Origin of the sequence: Helicobacter pylori (genome assembly GCF_001998165.1) — a bacterium.
Classification (GTDB): domain Bacteria; phylum Campylobacterota; class Campylobacteria; order Campylobacterales; family Helicobacteraceae; genus Helicobacter; species Helicobacter pylori_DL.
Genome location: NZ_MTWR01000004.1, coordinates 41100 through 57125 on the forward strand (window position 1 = coordinate 41100; position 16026 = coordinate 57125).

General features: G+C 39.7%; 12 protein-coding genes and 1 pseudogene (1 of these 13 cut by a window edge). 12 read left to right on the forward strand and 1 reads right to left on the reverse strand.

Annotated elements, in window-relative coordinates:
• The 12 genes and pseudogenes from BZK24_RS00830 to ilvE form a co-directional block, all read left to right on the forward strand.
• Positions 1-2342, forward strand: a pseudogene (locus BZK24_RS00830) (tetratricopeptide repeat protein); it begins 207 nt to the left of the window's first position.
• Positions 2342-4387, forward strand: a complete 2046-nt coding sequence (gene uvrD / locus BZK24_RS00835) for a DNA helicase UvrD (RefSeq protein ID WP_171972354.1) — start codon at positions 2342-2344, stop codon at positions 4385-4387. Before BZK24_RS00830 ends, uvrD begins: the two are co-directional and overlap by 1 nt.
• Positions 4384-5040 (forward strand): flagellar basal body P-ring formation chaperone FlgA, encoded by a 657-nt coding sequence (flgA, locus tag BZK24_RS00840; protein WP_077656280.1) that lies wholly within the window; start codon positions 4384-4386, stop codon positions 5038-5040. The genes uvrD and flgA overlap by 4 nt, the downstream gene beginning before the upstream one ends.
• Before the next feature lie 9 nt (positions 5041-5049).
• Positions 5050-5613, forward strand: a complete 564-nt coding sequence (locus BZK24_RS00845; protein WP_000780095.1) for a UbiX family flavin prenyltransferase — start codon at positions 5050-5052, stop codon at positions 5611-5613.
• Complete coding sequence (gene coaD, locus BZK24_RS00850) at positions 5613-6086, forward strand: pantetheine-phosphate adenylyltransferase (protein WP_077656281.1); 474 nt, start codon at positions 5613-5615, stop codon at positions 6084-6086. Before BZK24_RS00845 ends, coaD begins: the two co-directional genes overlap by 1 nt.
• A 1-nt stretch (position 6087) precedes the next feature.
• On the forward strand, positions 6088-6663 hold the full coding sequence (gene tmk / locus BZK24_RS00855) for a dTMP kinase (RefSeq protein ID WP_077656282.1): 576 nt from the start codon (positions 6088-6090) through the stop codon (positions 6661-6663).
• A complete protein-coding gene (locus BZK24_RS00860; RefSeq protein WP_077656283.1) occupies positions 6651-7226 on the forward strand; it encodes a ComF family protein in 576 nt (191 codons plus the stop codon). The genes tmk and BZK24_RS00860 overlap by 13 nt, the downstream gene beginning before the upstream one ends.
• Before the next feature lie 32 nt (positions 7227-7258).
• Entirely contained in the window at positions 7259-9295 is a 2037-nt protein-coding gene (locus BZK24_RS00865) for an N-6 DNA methylase (RefSeq protein ID WP_077656284.1), read from the forward strand.
• Positions 9292-10542 carry a restriction endonuclease subunit S gene (locus tag BZK24_RS00870; protein ID WP_077656285.1) on the forward strand — a complete coding sequence of 417 codons (1251 nt, stop codon included), beginning with the start codon at positions 9292-9294 and terminating at the stop codon, positions 10540-10542. Before BZK24_RS00865 ends, BZK24_RS00870 begins: the two co-directional genes overlap by 4 nt.
• Before the next feature lie 70 nt (positions 10543-10612).
• Positions 10613-13270 carry a DNA polymerase I gene (polA, locus tag BZK24_RS00875; protein ID WP_171972355.1) on the forward strand — a complete coding sequence of 886 codons (2658 nt, stop codon included), beginning with the start codon at positions 10613-10615 and terminating at the stop codon, positions 13268-13270.
• 109 nt (positions 13271-13379) lie between these two features.
• Positions 13380-14126 carry an outer membrane protein gene (locus BZK24_RS00880; protein ID WP_077656287.1) on the forward strand — a complete coding sequence of 249 codons (747 nt, stop codon included), beginning with the start codon at positions 13380-13382 and terminating at the stop codon, positions 14124-14126.
• A 50-nt stretch (positions 14127-14176) separates the two neighbouring features.
• Positions 14177-15199: a branched-chain-amino-acid transaminase gene (gene ilvE / locus BZK24_RS00885; protein ID WP_077656288.1), complete on the forward strand. Its 1023-nt coding sequence runs from the start codon at positions 14177-14179 to the stop codon at positions 15197-15199.
• A gap of 4 nt (positions 15200-15203) precedes the next feature.
• Here the strand turns inward: ilvE and BZK24_RS00890 are convergent, their stop codons facing one another.
• Positions 15204-15899 carry an outer membrane protein gene (locus tag BZK24_RS00890; RefSeq protein ID WP_077656289.1) on the reverse strand — a complete coding sequence of 232 codons (696 nt, stop codon included), beginning with the start codon at positions 15897-15899 and terminating at the stop codon, positions 15204-15206.
• Positions 15900-16026: the final 127 nt, after the last annotated feature.

Below are 16026 nucleotides of genomic sequence, written 5' to 3' on the forward strand. Positions count from 1 at the left end.
CGCTTGGAATATTGTTTTCACTCACCGCGCTCATTGTAATTTTGAGTTTGTTGCTAGGTCAAAAAAAAAAAAACCAACAAACTTCTTTACAAACAAATACCGCCACCGCCAATAACGAAACGCCTAATGACACCAACAACGCCAACAATACAGAAGCCGAGGGGCAAATAGAAAATTTAGACTTGCCTGATTTAATCGGCAAAGACTCTTTGAAAAGAAACGATGAAAGCCAAGTGGATGCGATGATGCAAAAAGCGAGCCTTTTGTATGAGCAAGGGCAAAAAGATGAAGCCTTACACTTGTTTGATAAGATCGCTTCTTTTTCGCAAGGGATTGCGAGCCATAATCTAGGAGTGATTAAATTCAAAGAAAAGGACTTTAACGGGGCGTTGGATTTGTTTGATTCCAGTATCGCCTCTAAAGAAAACGCGAGCGTGAGCGCGATTGATGCGTTAGTTACGGCTTATCATTTGCAAGATGCGGATTTATATTATCATTATCTAAAAATTGTAAGAGACACTCTGTATAAAGATTACAAAAAGTCTTTTTATTCCTACGCTTACGCGCTCAAATCCTACTACGCTGGAGAGTATTTTGAAGCCCTTTCGCCTTTAATGCACCCTAATTCCAACGCCTTTTTAAAGCCTAACGCGCGCTTAGCGTCTAAATTGTTTTTGATGTTTAAAGATGAAGCTAACGCTTATAAGCAATTGCAAAAAAGCGCGAACGCCCAAGATGAGCTTGCTTTAGGGCTTTTGCAGGCCCGTTTGGGCCATTACAAGCAGGCTTTGGAGCATTTGCAGCATTATTTGCACAACTACCCTAAAGATTTAAACGCTTTAATGGCTTTGGAATTGGTGAGTTTGAAAAAAGGCGACACCCTTAAAGCGAGCGAAGCCTTAAAATTAGCCAGCCACACAAAAGAAGATAGCGCGCTAGCCAACTCTTTTTACCCCATCAAGCCCACGATAAACCCTATTTTTTTAGACAAAGAAAGGGCCAAAGAGCGTTTTTGGAACACGCAATATTTTGAAGGCAAAAGGGATTTTATCTACCGCTTGCTGTTTTATTACGCTCCTTTTAAGGTTTTAGACTCTAAAGAAACCTTAGGCGTGATTGAAGAGGGGCTGTTTCTTTTAGACTCTGATGCAAAAAAGGATTTAGAGGGGGCAAGCCTTGCTTTTAAAAGGGGGCGTTTGATGGCGATAGCGGATAAAAACGCACTCAAAGGGTTGAAAGCGTTAGAAAACAAGCAGTTAAAAAAAGCCCTTTCTTTTTTTGATTTGTCTTTAAAAAATAGCCCCAATAACGCGCTCCTCCATTATAATACGGGCTTGATTTATGCGCAATTGGAAAATTACCACAAAGCTTATTTCCATTTTTTAAGGGCTTTCCATTTGAATTCTGCGGATTATTTGAGCGCGATTTTTGCGATTTTAGCCTCGCATTTCACCCACGAAGACACCACGGAGTTTTTAAGAGAAATCACCGAGAATTTTTATAGTCAGGATTTTTCTAGCCCCACGCAAAAAGCCTTACTCTCTTCACTCATCGCTTATTTGAATTACCGCACCAATTGGGATATGGACTGGCTCAAAAACGCCCCTAAAAAACTCCCTTTTTATTACGCGCTAGAAGCGGTGTTCGCTAAAGAGAGCAAGGATAAAAAATTGATGGTGCAATCCTTTGGGAATTTAAAAAAAATGCTCCCTAAAGATCTCATCTCTAATATTTTTTATGAAATCGTTTCGTATTACGATGCGAGTATCCGCCACACTTTAAGCATTTACACCCTTTTAGATTCGCATAAAATCAGCTGGGATCAAACCATGCAAGGGCCCATTTTAGGGCGTCATTTCTACACCTACATGGGATTTATGGTCAATGATTTAGATCGTCAAGAAAGATTATTAGAGCAAAAAATCGCCAGTTTAGAAGAGGGCGAAGCCCCTAACGATTGGTTAGAAAATTTAGCGCTAGTGAGTTTGTTTCAAGGCCAGTATGAAAAAGCGAGCGCGTTGTATCAAAACTTAATTGATGGGCTTAAGGACAATGAGACTCGTTTAAAAATCCTAGCGGGTTTGACTTATATCGCGCAGAATAATTACGATAGTGCGGCTTTATGGCTAGAGCTTGGGAAATTAGACGATCCTAATAATGAAAATATCCGTTACGCTTTAGGGTTGTTGTATCAAAGAAAGGGGGACTTGAAATCAGCGCTAAACCATTTTTTAGCCATTAAAACCTCTGATTTTTCGTCGCCTTATTTTGATTTTGAAATTGATACCAACCTTTTAAAAGAGCGTTTGAATCAAGAAGAAAAGGGCGAGTTTTTAGAATAATGGGTTTTGAAAAAAGCATTTTAGACAATTTAAACGGAGCGCAAAAAATCGCTGCAAGCCACATTCAAGGGCCATTGCTCATTTTAGCGGGAGCTGGGAGCGGCAAGACTAAGACTTTAACGAGCCGTTTGGCGTATTTGATTGGCGCTTGTGGCGTGCCTAGCGAGAACACTTTAACGCTCACTTTCACCAATAAAGCGAGCAAAGAAATGCAAGAAAGGGCTTTGAAATTATTGAAAAACCAAGCCTTTATCCCCCCCTTGCTTTGCACTTTCCATCGTTTTGGTTTGCTGTTTTTAAGGCAACACATGAATCTTTTAAAAAGAGCGTGCGATTTTTCGGTGCTAGATAGCGATGAAGTGAAAACGCTCTGCAAACAGCTTAAAATTTCAAACTTCAGGGCGAGTATTTCTCAAATCAAAAACGGCATGGTGGATTTGAGCATGCAAGATAGCGAATGTTATAAAGCGTATGAGCTTTATCAAAACGCGCTCAAAAAAGACAATTTAGTGGATTTTGACGATTTGCTTTGTTTGAGTCTTAAGATTTTACAAGATAATGAAAAACTCACCAAAGAGGTTAGCGAGCACTATTATTATATTATGGTAGATGAGTATCAAGACACGAACGCCTTGCAATTAGAGTTTTTAAAACAATTGAGTTGCACGCACCATAATTTGTGCGTGGTGGGCGATGACGATCAGAGCATTTATGGTTTTAGAGGGGCTGATATTTCTAATATTTTAAATTTTTCCAAGCATTTTAAAGGGGCTAAAATAGTGAAATTAGAGACCAACTACCGCTCCAGCGCTGAAATCTTAGCGTGCGCTAATTCCCTCATCAGCCATAACCAACACCGCCACATTAAAACGCTTCAAAGTTTCAAAGGCTCGCATAAAAGCGTGGTTTGTAAAGAATATTTGACGCAAAAAGAAGAGAGCCTGGATGTGGCTTATCAAATCAAAGCCCTTTTAAAGAAGGGCGAGAATTTAGAAAATATCGCTATTTTGTACCGCTTAAACGGGCTTAGTCGCAGCATTGAAGAGAGCTTGAACGCTTTGAATATCCCTTATAGGCTCATTGGGGCGGTGAGTTTCTATGAAAGAGCCGAGGTTAAAGACGCTTTGGCGTTCATGCATGTAGTGGCGAAAAAAGACGATCGCTTTTTTATCAAGCGCGTTTTAAACAAGCCCCCAAGAGGCCTTGGCAAGATCACTCAAGAATGGATTTTTTCTCTTTTAGATGAAGAGGATTTGAATTTAGAAGAAGCGCTAAAACTTGGGGCGTTTAAAGACAAACTCAACCCTAAAAACGAATACGCTTTAAAGAAATTCATGGCCATGATAGGGCGTTTGAGGGAGGCTTTTGAAATTTCAGTAGAGGAGTTTTGCGCTCGGTTTTTAGAAGAGACTAACCTTTTAAAAAACTATGAAAAAGAAGACAATTACGAAGAAAGAGAGGGCTTTGTTAAAGAGCTTTTAAGTTTAGTGAAAGAGCATTTTAAAACTAACCCCACGCATTCTTTACTGGATTTTTTGAATGAAAGCGTGCTGGATGTCCATAATACAGAAAACGCGCAAAAAGTGAGTTGCATGAGTGTGCATATGAGTAAGGGCTTAGAGTTTAAGCATGTGTTTGTGATCGGGTTAGAAGAAGGGTTTTTCCCGCATAGGGGGTTCAATCAAGAAAGCGATTTGGAAGAAGAAAGGCGCTTGGCTTATGTAGCGATCACTAGGGCTAAAGAAGAATTGCAGCTCTCTTATGTCAAAGAGCGTTCGTATTTTGGGAGGAAAATTTCTTGCTCGCCCTCGGTGTTTTTAGAAGAGGCCCAGTTGCTCCAACAAGACAGACCCCCTAAACAGAATCACCAAAAAAACACGCCCATTAAAGTGGGGGATTTGATCAAACATAAGATTTTTGGCACCGGGAGGGTTTTAGGCGTAGAAAAAGGCTTGAGCGGTGTGTGCTTGAAAATCAATTGCGGAGGGAATGTCTATGATAAAATCTCAGAAAAATTTGTAGAAAAAGTGGATAACGGGTTTTGAAAATTTTAATCCTTTTTTTTATCTGTTTAAACGCGCTATTCGCTCTGGATTCAAACGCGCTTAAAACAGAAATTAAAGAAGCTTACCTTAAAGAATACAAAGACTTAAAATTAGAAATTGAAACCATTAACTTAGAAATCCCAGAGCGCTTTTCTCACGCTTCCATTTTAAGCTATGAATTGAATGCTTCTAACAAGCTTAAAAAAGATGGGGTCGTGTTTTTAAGATTGGAAAATGAGCCTAATTTACGCCTACCGGTGCGTTATAGCGTGATAGGCAGCATGCAGGCTTTTAAAAGCGCTAGCGCGATTAAAAAAGACGAAAACATCACCGCTAACAACACCAAAAAAGAGCGCGTTTTGTTTGGCACGCTTTCTAACCCCTTATTAGAGGGCGCGATTGATAGAGTGAGCGCGAAAAATTTTATCCCCCCTGACACGCTTTTAAGCGCAGATAAAACCCAAGCCTTAATCATCGTGCGTAAAAACGACATCATCACCGGGGTGTATGAAGAGGGGCAAATCAGCATAGAAATAAGCCTAAAAGCCCTAGAAAATGGCGCGCTTAATCAAATCATTCAAGCCAAAAATTTAGAAAGCAATAAAATCTTAAAAGCAAAAGTGTTGAGCAGTTCTAAAGCGCAAATCTTATAAAGGATATTCATGAAATTAGTTTTAGGCATCAGCGGGGCGAGCGGGATACCCCTAGCCTTGCGGTTTTTAGAGAAATTACCCAAAGAAATTGAAGTTTTTGTCGTGGCGTCTAAAAACGCGCATGTCGTGGCGTTAGAAGAATCGAATATCAACCTTAAAAACGCCATGAAAGATTTACGGCCTGGCGCTACTTTTTTCAACGAGCAAGACATTCATGCGAGCATCGCTTCAGGGAGTTATGGTATCCATAAAATGGCGATCATTCCAGCGAGCATGGACATGGTGGCTAAAATCGCGCATGGCTTTGGGGGGGATTTGATCTCTAGGAGCGCGTCTGTGATGCTTAAAGAAAAGCGCCCCTTACTCATTGCCCCTAGAGAAATGCCTTTAAGCGCTATCATGTTGGAAAATTTGCTCAAACTCGCCCATTCTAATGCGATCATTGCGCCGCCGATGATGACTTATTACACCCAGAGCAAGACTTTAGAAGCGATGCAAGATTTTTTAGTGGGGAAGTGGTTTGACAGCTTAGGGATAGAAAATGACTTATACCCACGATGGGGAATGAACTGATGCAAAAAATCGGCATTTACCCGGGCACTTTTGATCCGGTCACTAACGGGCATATAGACATTATCCACCGCTCTAGCGAATTGTTTGAAAAGCTCATTGTCGCTGTGGCGCATTCAAGTGCTAAAAACCCCATGTTTAGTTTAAATGAGCGTTTAAAAATGATGCAACTGGCCACTAAAAGTTTTAAAAATGTAGAGTGCGTTGCGTTTGAAGGGCTATTAGCCGATCTGGCTAAAGAATACCATTGTAAGGTGCTAGTTAGGGGCTTAAGGGTGGTGAGCGATTTTGAATACGAATTGCAAATGGGTTATGCGAACAAATCCTTAAACCACGAATTAGAAACCTTGTATTTCATGCCCACTTTGCAAAACGCTTTCATCAGCTCTTCTATCGTGCGATCCATTATCGTGCATAAGGGCGATGCGAGCCATTTAGTGCCTAAAGAAATTTATTCTTTGATTTCAAAGGCTTAAAATGTATGTGGCGTTAGAAGGCGTTGATGGCGTAGGCAAAAGCACTCAAGTAGGATTATTAAAAGGCAGGTTTAAAAACGCCCTTTTTACCAAAGAGCCAGGGGGGACAAAAATAGGCGAGAGTTTAAGGCGTATCGCTTTGAATGAAAATATCAGCGAATTAGCCCGAGCGTTTTTATTCTTAAGCGATAGGGCTGAGCATATAGAAAGCGTGATAAAACCGGCGTTGAAAGAAAAAAAGCTCATCATTAGCGACAGGAGTTTGATTTCTGGCATGGCTTATAGCGAGTTTTCAAGCTTAGAATTAAACCTGCTTGCCACTCAAAGCATCTTGCCTGAAAAAATCATTCTTTTAGTGATAGACAAAGAGGGCTTAAAACAGCGCTTAAGCCTTAAAAGTTTAGACAAAATAGAAAACCAAGGCATAGAAAAATTACTCACAATCCAGCAAAAGCTCAAAACCCACGCTTATGCGCTAAGAGAAAAATTCGGGTGCGAAGTTTTGGAATTAGACGCTCAAAAAAGTGCTAAAAACTTGCACGAACAAATCGCCGCTTTTATTGAATGCGTTGTTTAACTTGTTTGAAGCTTTCTTTCAAGCCTCTTTGCCCAAATTGCCTAAACGATCTGCCCTTAAGCTTAAAGGTAAGGGTTTTAGAGGGCGTGAGCGTGTATAGTTTTTACGCTTATAGCGAGATAGAAGAGCTCATTAAAAGCAAATACGCGCTGATTGGCTCTCGCATTTTGCCCTTGCTTTCTCAAAAAGCCGGCGCGGAATTTGTGAAAATCCTGCAAGAAAAAGGCTTGACTACCCCCCTTTATGGCATCGCCATTGACGATAAAATCAAATCCTTTTACTCGCATTCAGCCGCGCTTTTAAAAGGCTTTTGTCAAGGGAATTTAAAGCCCACTTACGGGCGTTTAAGGGTTACTAATGCTGTTTCGTATGCTGGGAAAAGCTTAGAATTTCGTGCCAATAACCCACGGAATTTCACCTTCAAAGGCGATGAAAATTTAGATTATTTTTTATTAGATGATATTATCACCACCGGCACCACCCTAAAAGAAGCCCTAAAATACCTTAAAACCCTAAACATCAAAACGCACTTTGCGATCGCTCTTTGCAGCGCGGATGAATGAGTTATAATTTTATTTTTTAAAAGGATAAACCCATGAATAAAGTTCCATCCATTGAGCCTCTAATCGCTGATAAGTTCAACAACGAGTTAAGAAGTTATAACCTAGACTATAAACTAGAGCAAGAAAGCCTGAATACAGAAATTGATGAAGCTTTAAAAAATTACGCTTCTAAAAGCGGGGGTTTAGGGGGTAACCGCCCTGATGTGAAACTTTTATTAAACACACAAGACCCTAACAGAAGAGTCCCTATTTTAATAGAATACAAAGGGCTAAAAGATAAGCTCATTAAATTAGACAAAAACAAACTGGTAGAAAACTTTAAAAACCATGAGCCTCATTATAAAAACATTAGAGAATACGCCCTAAATGGGGCTTTACATTACGCTAATGCGATTTTACACCATACGAGCTACACTGAATGCATCGCCATAGGTATCACAGGCTATAAAGACAATAAAGGCGGCATATGCTCTCAAATCGCTGTCTATTATGTGAATAAAAGCAATTTGGGCATGGGGATAGATGTTTCAAAAGGCGAGCAAACTTATAGTGATCTATCTTTTTTAAGCCGTAAGCATTTTAACGACTTTATTAAACGAGTAGACACCCTTTCTTTAAGCGATGAAGATTTAGAGCGCATTAGAGAAAAGAAAAACCAAGAAATAGAAGACTGCTTGACTCGTCTCAATAATGATATTTATAAAAAAGAAAAGCTTTCTTTAAGCGAAGAAGATCGCTTGTATTTAGTTGTTGCGAGCATTATCGCTAATTTAGGCATCTCTAATTCGGTAGCCCCCCTAAAAAAAGAAGATTTAAAATCTAGCGATGAGGTCCATCAAAGAGATGGCGACATCATGCTCAGAAAAATCCAATCCTTTTTAGAGCATAAGCATTTGCCCCAAGAAAAAAAGCAAAGCATTATTTCTTTATTAGAGCCTTTATTAAAAAACGAAAACGACAACAAAGCCATTGATGGCGAAAGCCGTTTGAAGCGCTGTTTTAGTGAAATCGTGGATAATTTGGGCATTTATTATAAAATCGGTCTTAGTACGGATTTTACCGGTAAATTGTTCAATGAAATGTATCGCTGGCTACCTTTCACAGAAGACGAATCAAACGATGTGGTGCTCACGCCTCCTTATGTCGCCACGCTTTTAGCCAGACTCTCCAAAGTCAATAAGGATAGTTTCGTGTGGGATTTTGCTACCGGAAGCGCCGGGCTATTAGTCGCAAGCATGAATTTGATGATAGAAGACGCTAAAAATTCCATTAAAAGCCCAGAGGAATTAGAACAAAAAATCGCCCACATTAAAGCCAAGCAACTTTTAGGCATAGAAATCTTACCGGATATCCATATTTTAGCGGTGTTAAACATGATTTTAATGGGCGATGGGAGCAGTCAAATCTTAAACCAAGACAGCTTGAGCGGTTTTGATGGCAAAGTCAATGACAAAGAGTTTAAAGCTAACGCCTTTGTTTTAAACCCGCCTTATTCCGCTGACGGTAATGGCATGGTGTTTGTGGAGCAGGCTTTAGAAAAAATGCAAAGTGGTTATGCGAGCGTGATCATCCATTCAAGCGCGGGCAGTGGTAAAGCCAAAGAATACAATGTAAGGATTTTAAAAAAACACACGCTTTTAGCGAGCATTAAAATGCCTTTAGATTTATTTATCGGTAAAAGCAGCGTTCAAACCCATATCTATGTTTTTAGGGTCAATGAAAAGCATGACGCTAAGCAAAGGGTGAAATTTATTAATTTCAGTAACGATGGCTACGCTAGAGCGAATCGCAAAAAAGCCAAAGCCAGCCACAATTTAAAAGACACGCATAACGCCAAAGAGCGCTACAACGAAGTCGTGGATTTAGTCCATATTGGCCAATCATGTTTGAAATTTTTAAGCGAAGATGACTATTATGAAAACACCATAGACCCCAAAAACGGGAGCGACTGGAACCAAAATAAACCCACCGACACCAAACCCGAATTAGAGGATTTTAAAAGAACGATAGCCGATTACCTTTCTTATGAAGTGGGCTTGATTTTAAAAAACCAAACGCCCCCAAAGTGATTGGCCCCCTTAGTAGCCAACTCAACGCTATTAAGTGGGGCGAGTTCAGATTAGGGGATTTGTTTGAAGTGTTGTCAAGTAAGAAAATTTATCATGCTAACACGATAAAAATCCATGACACACAAATAGAAAACAGCTACCCTTATGTCGTGCGTGCTGCAACCAACAATGGTATAAAAGGCTTTATTATAGATGACCCTACATTTACTAATGAAAAAAATACCCTTTCGTTCGCGCAAGACACTTTCACCGTATTTTATCAAAAACAACCTTATTTTACAGGCAATAAGGTTAAAGTTTTAAAACCAAAATTTGCTTTCAAAAGCCCTAAAATTTTACATTTTATAAGCGCGATTTTACAATTTATTTTAAAACCCTTGACTTGGGGGCTAGGCTCTACAACAGAAAGTATTGCGGAGTTTAAATTTTCTCTCCCCCTAAAACCCACCGCTAACACTCAAACCCTTGAGGATATTGATTTTGATTTCATGGAAAAATTCATAGCCGAACTTGAGCAGTGTCGGCTCGCCGAACTTGAGGCTTACTTAAAAGCTACAGGGCTAGAAAACACCACCCTTTCTAACGATGAAAAAAACGCCCTTAACGTTTTCAATGGCAACAATTCTGGGGGGGGGGGTAATACCCCATGCGGCTTAACATGGCAAAGCTTCAAACTAGGGGATTTGTTTGAAAAAGTGAGTGCAAGATTTTTAGGCAAGGGGGATAAATTTAAGGCAACTTCAAAAAGCATTACAGACACGCATAATATCCCCCTAGTTTATTGCAAAAAGGGGAATAATGGCATTATGTATTGGGGTAAAAAAGGTGATTTTGAAACCTATAATAATATCATTTCTATTATCTATAATGGCGTAATTGCTACAGGATTAACTTATGCCCATAGAGATGAGGTAGGGATTTTAGCTGAAAGCTATTTTATAAAATTTAAAAATGGTAATCCTAATTTTTTATGTAACTTATTTATAAAAACAGCGATTGAAAAAGTTTTATACCCAAAATATTCACGAGACAATTTAGCGACATGGGCTAATAAAGTAGAGAACGAGTTAATCCTACTCCCCACCAACCCACATGGCGGTATTGATTTCCATTTCATGCGCACCCTCATCAACGCCCTGATGAAACAAACCATTCAGGGCGTGGTTGAATACAGTAGCGCTAAAATCCAAGCTACAAAAGAAGCCATCAGCCAAGAAGCGCCAACCCAAAAAGACTCGTTATTTTAAAAGGGGTTTTAAGCACCCTCGCTTGTGTTACAATAAACTTAAAATTCGCTTGATGGAAGAGGGTTGAATCATGGAGCAGCCAGTCATTAAAGAGGGGACTTTAGCCTTAATTGATACCTTTGCGTATTTGTTTAGAAGCTATTACATGAGCGCTAAAAATAAGCCTTTAACGAACGATAAGGGCTTTCCTACGGGGCTTTTAACGGGGCTTGTGGGCATGGTTAAAAAATTTTATAAAGACAGAAAAAACATGCCTTTTATCGTGTTCGCCCTAGAAAGCCAGACTAAAACTAAAAGAGCCGAAAAATTAGGCGAATACAAACAAAACCGCAAAGACGCCCCTAAAGAGATGCTTTTACAAATCCCTATCGCTTTAGAATGGTTGCAAAAAATGGGTTTTACTTGCGTGGAAATAAGCGGGTTTGAAGCCGATGATGTCATCGCAAGCCTGGCCACGCTAAGCCCTTATAAAACGCGCATTTATTCTAAAGATAAGGATTTTAACCAGCTTTTGAGCGATAAAATCGCGCTTTTTGATGGCAAAACGGAGTTTTTAGCAAAGGATTGCGTGGAAAAATACGGGATTTTGCCGAGTCAATTCACGGATTATCAGGGCATTGTAGGGGATAGCAGCGATAATTACAAGGGGATTAAAGGCATTGGGAGCAAGAACGCTAAGGAATTGTTACAACAATTGGGGAGTTTGGAAAAAATCTATGAAAATTTAGACTTGGCGAAAAATTTACTCAGCCCTAAAATGTATCAAGCCCTTATACAAGACAAAGAGAGCGCGTTTTTAAGCAAAGAATTAGCCACTTTAGAAAGAGAATGCATTAAAGAATTTGATTTTTTAAGTTGCGCTTTTCCTAGCGAAAACCCCTTATTGAAAATTAAAGATGAATTGAAAGAATATGGTTTTATTTCCACTTTAAGGGATTTAGAAAATTCCCCTTTAATTTTAGAAAACGCGCCCGTATTAGACAGCACCCCTAAAAAATCGTGCATGATCGTTTTAGAAAGCGCCGCACCTTTTAGCATGTTTTTAGAAGAATTAAAAAACCCTAACGCTAGGGTTTTTATGCGTTTGGTGTTGGATAAAGAAAAAAAAGTTCTGGCTCTAGCGTTTTTATTACAAGATCAAGGCTATTTTTTACCCCTAGAAGAGGCACTATTTTCGCCCTTTTCTTTAGAGTTTTTAGAAAACGCTTTTTCTCAAATGTTACAGCATGCGTGTATCATTGGGCATGACTTAAAACCCTTGTTGAGCTTTTTAAAAGCCAAATATCAGGTGTCTTTAGAAAACATCCGCATCCAAGACACTCAAATTTTAGCGTTTTTAAAAAATCCGGAAAAAGTGGGGTTTGATGAGATTTTAAAGGAATATTTAAAAGAAGAATTAGTTCCGCATGAAAAAATCAAAGATTTTAAAACAAAAAGTAAGGCGGAAAAATCAGAACAATTGAATACGGAATTAAACGCTTTAAAGCGTTTGTGCGAATACTTTGAAACAGGGGGGCTAGAAGAGGGTTTGCTCACTTTAGCTAGTGGAATTGAAACGCCGTTTATGAAAGTTTTAATGGATATGGAATTTCAAGGCTTTAAGATTGATGCGCCTTATTTCAAGCGCTTAGAGCAGGAGTTTAAAAATGAATTGCATGTTTTAGAGCGCCAAATCTTGGATCTAATCGGCGTGGATTTTAACCTCAATTCGCCCAAACAACTTGGCGAAGTCTTGTATGAAAAATTAGGGCTTCCTAAAAATAAAAGCCATTCTACCGATGAAAAAAACTTGTTAAAAATCCTAGACAAGCACCCAAGCATCCCTTTGATTTTAGAATACAGGGAATTGAATAAGCTTTTTAACACTTACACGACCCCCTTATTGCGCCTAAAAGACAAAGACGATAAAATCCATACCACTTTCATCCAAACCGGCACAGCTACTGGGCGTTTAAGCTCGCATTCGCCTAATTTGCAAAATATCCCGGTGCGATCGCCTAAGGGCTTACTCATTCGTAAGGGCTTTATTGCTAGCTCTAAAGAATATTGTTTATTAGGGGTGGATTATTCGCAGATTGAATTGCGCTTGTTGGCCCATTTCAGCCAGGATAAGGATTTAATGGAGGCGTTTTTAAAGGGGCGAGACATCCATTTAGAAACTTCTAAGGCGTTGTTTGGTGGAGATTTGGCCAAAGAAAAACGATCCATCGCTAAAAGCATTAATTTTGGTCTGGTGTATGGCATGGGGAGTAAGAAATTGAGCGAAACTTTAAACATCCCTTTAAATGAGGCTAAAAGCTACATAGAGGCGTATTTCAAGCGATTCCCTAGCATTAAAGATTATTTAAACCGCATGAAAGAAGAGATTTTAAAAACTTCTAAAGCCTTTACTTTACTTGGGCGTTATCGGGTGTTTGATTTTAATGGCGTGAATGACTATGTTAAGGGCAATTATTTGCGAGAGGGCGTGAATGCGATTTTTCAAGGGAGTGCCAGCGATTTATTGAAATTGGGCATGCTCAAAGTGAGCGAGCGTTTCAAAAACAACCCTTCAGTAAGGCTGCTTTTGCAAGTGCATGACGAATTGATTTTTGAAATTGAAGAAAAAAACGCCCTAGAGTTGCAGCAAGAAATCCAACGCATTCTTAATGATGAAGTGTATCCTTTGAGGGTGCCGCTAGAAACAAGCGCGTTTATCGCTAAGCGTTGGAATGAATTAAAAGGTTAGTTTTTAATTGAGTTTAAGAAAAAATATATTATTATTTCTTTATAAGTAATACTTAGCCATTTTAAGCTAAATATAAAGTCATTATCAAAGAATAAAGGGAAGAGACTGAATGTTGAAAAGAATTATATTGTTAGGGGCTTTGGGTGTTTTAGCGAACGCTGAAGAGAGCGCGGCTTTTGTGGGAGTCAATTACCAGGTGAGCATGATACAAAATCAGACTAAAATGGTGAATGACAACGGCTTGCAAAAGCCTTTGATAAAGTTCCCGCCTTATGCAGGAGCGGGTTTTGAAGTGGGCTATAAGCAATTTTTTGGTAAGAAAAAATGGTTTGGTGCGCGTTATTATGGGTTTTTTGACTACGCGCACAACCGCTTTGGCGTGATGAAAAAGGGTATCCCGGTGGGCGAGAGCGGGTTTATTTACAATAGCTTTAGTTTTGGTGGGAATACTTTAACCGAAAGGGATTCCTATCAAGGGCAATACTATATCAATTTATTCACTTATGGTGTGGGGTTGGATACGCTGTGGAATTTTGTGAATAAAGAAAACATGGTTTTTGGTTTTGTCGTGGGGATCCAATTAGCGGGGGATAGTTGGGCAACGAGCATCAGTAAAGAGATCGCTAGTTATGTAAAACACCACAGCAATTCCAGCTATAGCCCGGCGAATTTCCAGTTTTTATGGAAGTTTGGGATCCGCACCCATATCGCTAAACACAATAGCCTGGAATTAGGGATTAAAGTGCCTACGATCACGCACCGGCTTTTCTCCATCACCAACGAAAAGGGATACACCTTACAAGCTGATGTGCGTAGAGTCTATGCGTTTCAAATCAGTTATTTGAGGGATTTTTAACCCCTTTTTAGATACAATCGCACCTGAAACTATCCATTTAAAGGTGTGAAATGCCAAATTTAGAAAATTTAGACTGGAAAAATCTAGGTTTTAGCTACATTAAAACGGATTTTCGCTTCATCGCTACTTATAAAAACGGCTCGTGGTCGCAAGGCGGATTGGTGAGCGAAAATGCGTTGCAGATCAGCGAAGGCTCACCGGTCTTGCATTATGGGCAGGCTTGTTTTGAAGGCTTGAAGGCTTACCGCTCTCAAAAGGGGAAAGCTTTACTCTTTCGCCCTTTAGAAAACGCCAAACGCTTGCAAACTTCATGCGAAAGACTGCTCATGCCCAAAGTGAGCGAAGAGCTGTTTTTAAGGGCATGCGCTGAAGTAGTCAAAGCGAATCAAAAATGGCTCGCTCCTTATAAAAGCGGGGCAAGTTTGTATTTGCGCCCTTTTGTCATAGGCGTGGGGGATAATTTGGGGGTGAAGCCGGCCAGTGAATACCTTTTTATCGTGTTTTGCGCGCCTGTGGGGGCGTATTTTAAAGGGGGTATAGAAAAAGGAGGGGCTAGGTTTATCACTACGATTTTTGATAGGGCCGCACCTAAAGGCACCGGTGGGGTGAAAGTGGGGGGGAATTATGCTGCAAGCCTGTTGGCCCATAAAATGGCCATAGAGCAAGGCTATGATGATTGCATTTATTTAGATCCTGCCACGCACACTAAAATTGAAGAAGTGGGGGCGGCGAATTTTTTTGGCATCACGCATGATAATGCCTTTATCACCCCGCATTCGCCAAGCATTTTACCAAGCATTACCAAAAAAAGCTTGATGGTTTTGGCTAAAGAATATTTGAATCTCAACATAGAAGAGAGGGAAATCTTAATGGATGAGTTGGGCGCGTTTAAAGAAGCTGGAGCGTGCGGGACAGCTGCAATCATTACGCCCATTAAAGAAATCACGCACAACAACAAGTCTTATTTTTTTGAAACGCCGGGCCATATTACTAAACGACTCTATGACTTGCTTTTATCCATCCAACAAGGCGAACAAGAAGCCCCCAAAGATTGGATTTTTGAAGTTGGCTAAAAGGTTAAAATTTATAGCTGTATGCCGCATAAAATAAGGGCGAAGTCTCAAAGCGTTTGGAGCCAGAAAGCAATCTGGCGGTGGGTAAGATTTTAAACCCTAATTCAATGCGGTGTCTTAAAAAAAGCGTGAGCATAACCCCCCCATTAATCGCTAAGCCCCCTGAAACCACCGAATGTTTAAAAAACTTGAAATTTTGCTTGTCCGTATAAACGACTAAAGCCCCCCTAGCTCCCCCAAACGCCCCCAAATAATGCTTATAACTCCCTAAAGGAAATTCCATAATCACATCCAAACCCACCGCAAGCATGGTAAAAAAAGAGTTGGTAGGATCTTTATGGCTTTGGTAATTCACTTTTCCTGACCCAAGATCCCATGCAAAAACACCCCTAATCCCAATGTATTTTTTAAAAAAACTTTGCACGCCGGTTTTTAAATCAAGCGTGGCGATCCAATCTTTCATTTCCTTGCCTTGATAGTCCTTAATAGCTTCTACAGCGCCAAACCCTCCTAAAAAATACCACCCGCTTTTTTTGCGTGTGAGCTTTTGGCGGTTAATGATGCTTCTATAGAGCTTTTCATGAGCTTCTTGGTAATTTTTTTTAGGGGTTTTATTATGCAAGATAGGCATGGCTTCAAGGGGCGGAATAACAAATCCCCCTATCAAAAAAACACCAAAAAAAATGATTTTTTTAAACATTTTAAAAATAACTAATCCTTTATTAAACAGAGTATTGTTTAACCTTTTGTTTTATCATTGTGTTAAAATAGCCGTTTTAACAAACAAAATTTTGTTAATAGATTTTACCTAATCTGAGAGAGAATAT

Excerpts from the sequence above, each read along its gene's own strand:
- uvrD (WP_171972354.1), top strand. The coding sequence starts at position 2,342 with ATGGGTTTTGAAAAAAGCATTTTAGACAATTTAAACGGAGCGCAAAAA.
- BZK24_RS00845 (WP_000780095.1), top strand. The coding sequence starts at position 5,050 with ATGAAATTAGTTTTAGGCATCAGCGGGGCGAGCGGGATACCCCTAGCC.
- BZK24_RS00865 (WP_077656284.1), top strand. The coding sequence starts at position 7,259 with ATGAATAAAGTTCCATCCATTGAGCCTCTAATCGCTGATAAGTTCAAC.
- BZK24_RS00880 (WP_077656287.1), top strand. The coding sequence starts at position 13,380 with ATGTTGAAAAGAATTATATTGTTAGGGGCTTTGGGTGTTTTAGCGAAC.
- tmk (WP_077656282.1), top strand. The coding sequence starts at position 6,088 with ATGTATGTGGCGTTAGAAGGCGTTGATGGCGTAGGCAAAAGCACTCAA.
- polA (WP_171972355.1), top strand. The coding sequence starts at position 10,613 with ATGGAGCAGCCAGTCATTAAAGAGGGGACTTTAGCCTTAATTGATACC.
- BZK24_RS00860 (WP_077656283.1), top strand. The coding sequence starts at position 6,651 with ATGCGTTGTTTAACTTGTTTGAAGCTTTCTTTCAAGCCTCTTTGCCCA.
- ilvE (WP_077656288.1), top strand. The coding sequence starts at position 14,177 with ATGCCAAATTTAGAAAATTTAGACTGGAAAAATCTAGGTTTTAGCTAC.
- coaD (WP_077656281.1), top strand. The coding sequence starts at position 5,613 with ATGCAAAAAATCGGCATTTACCCGGGCACTTTTGATCCGGTCACTAAC.
- BZK24_RS00890 (WP_077656289.1), bottom strand. The coding sequence starts at position 15,899 with ATGTTTAAAAAAATCATTTTTTTTGGTGTTTTTTTGATAGGGGGATTT.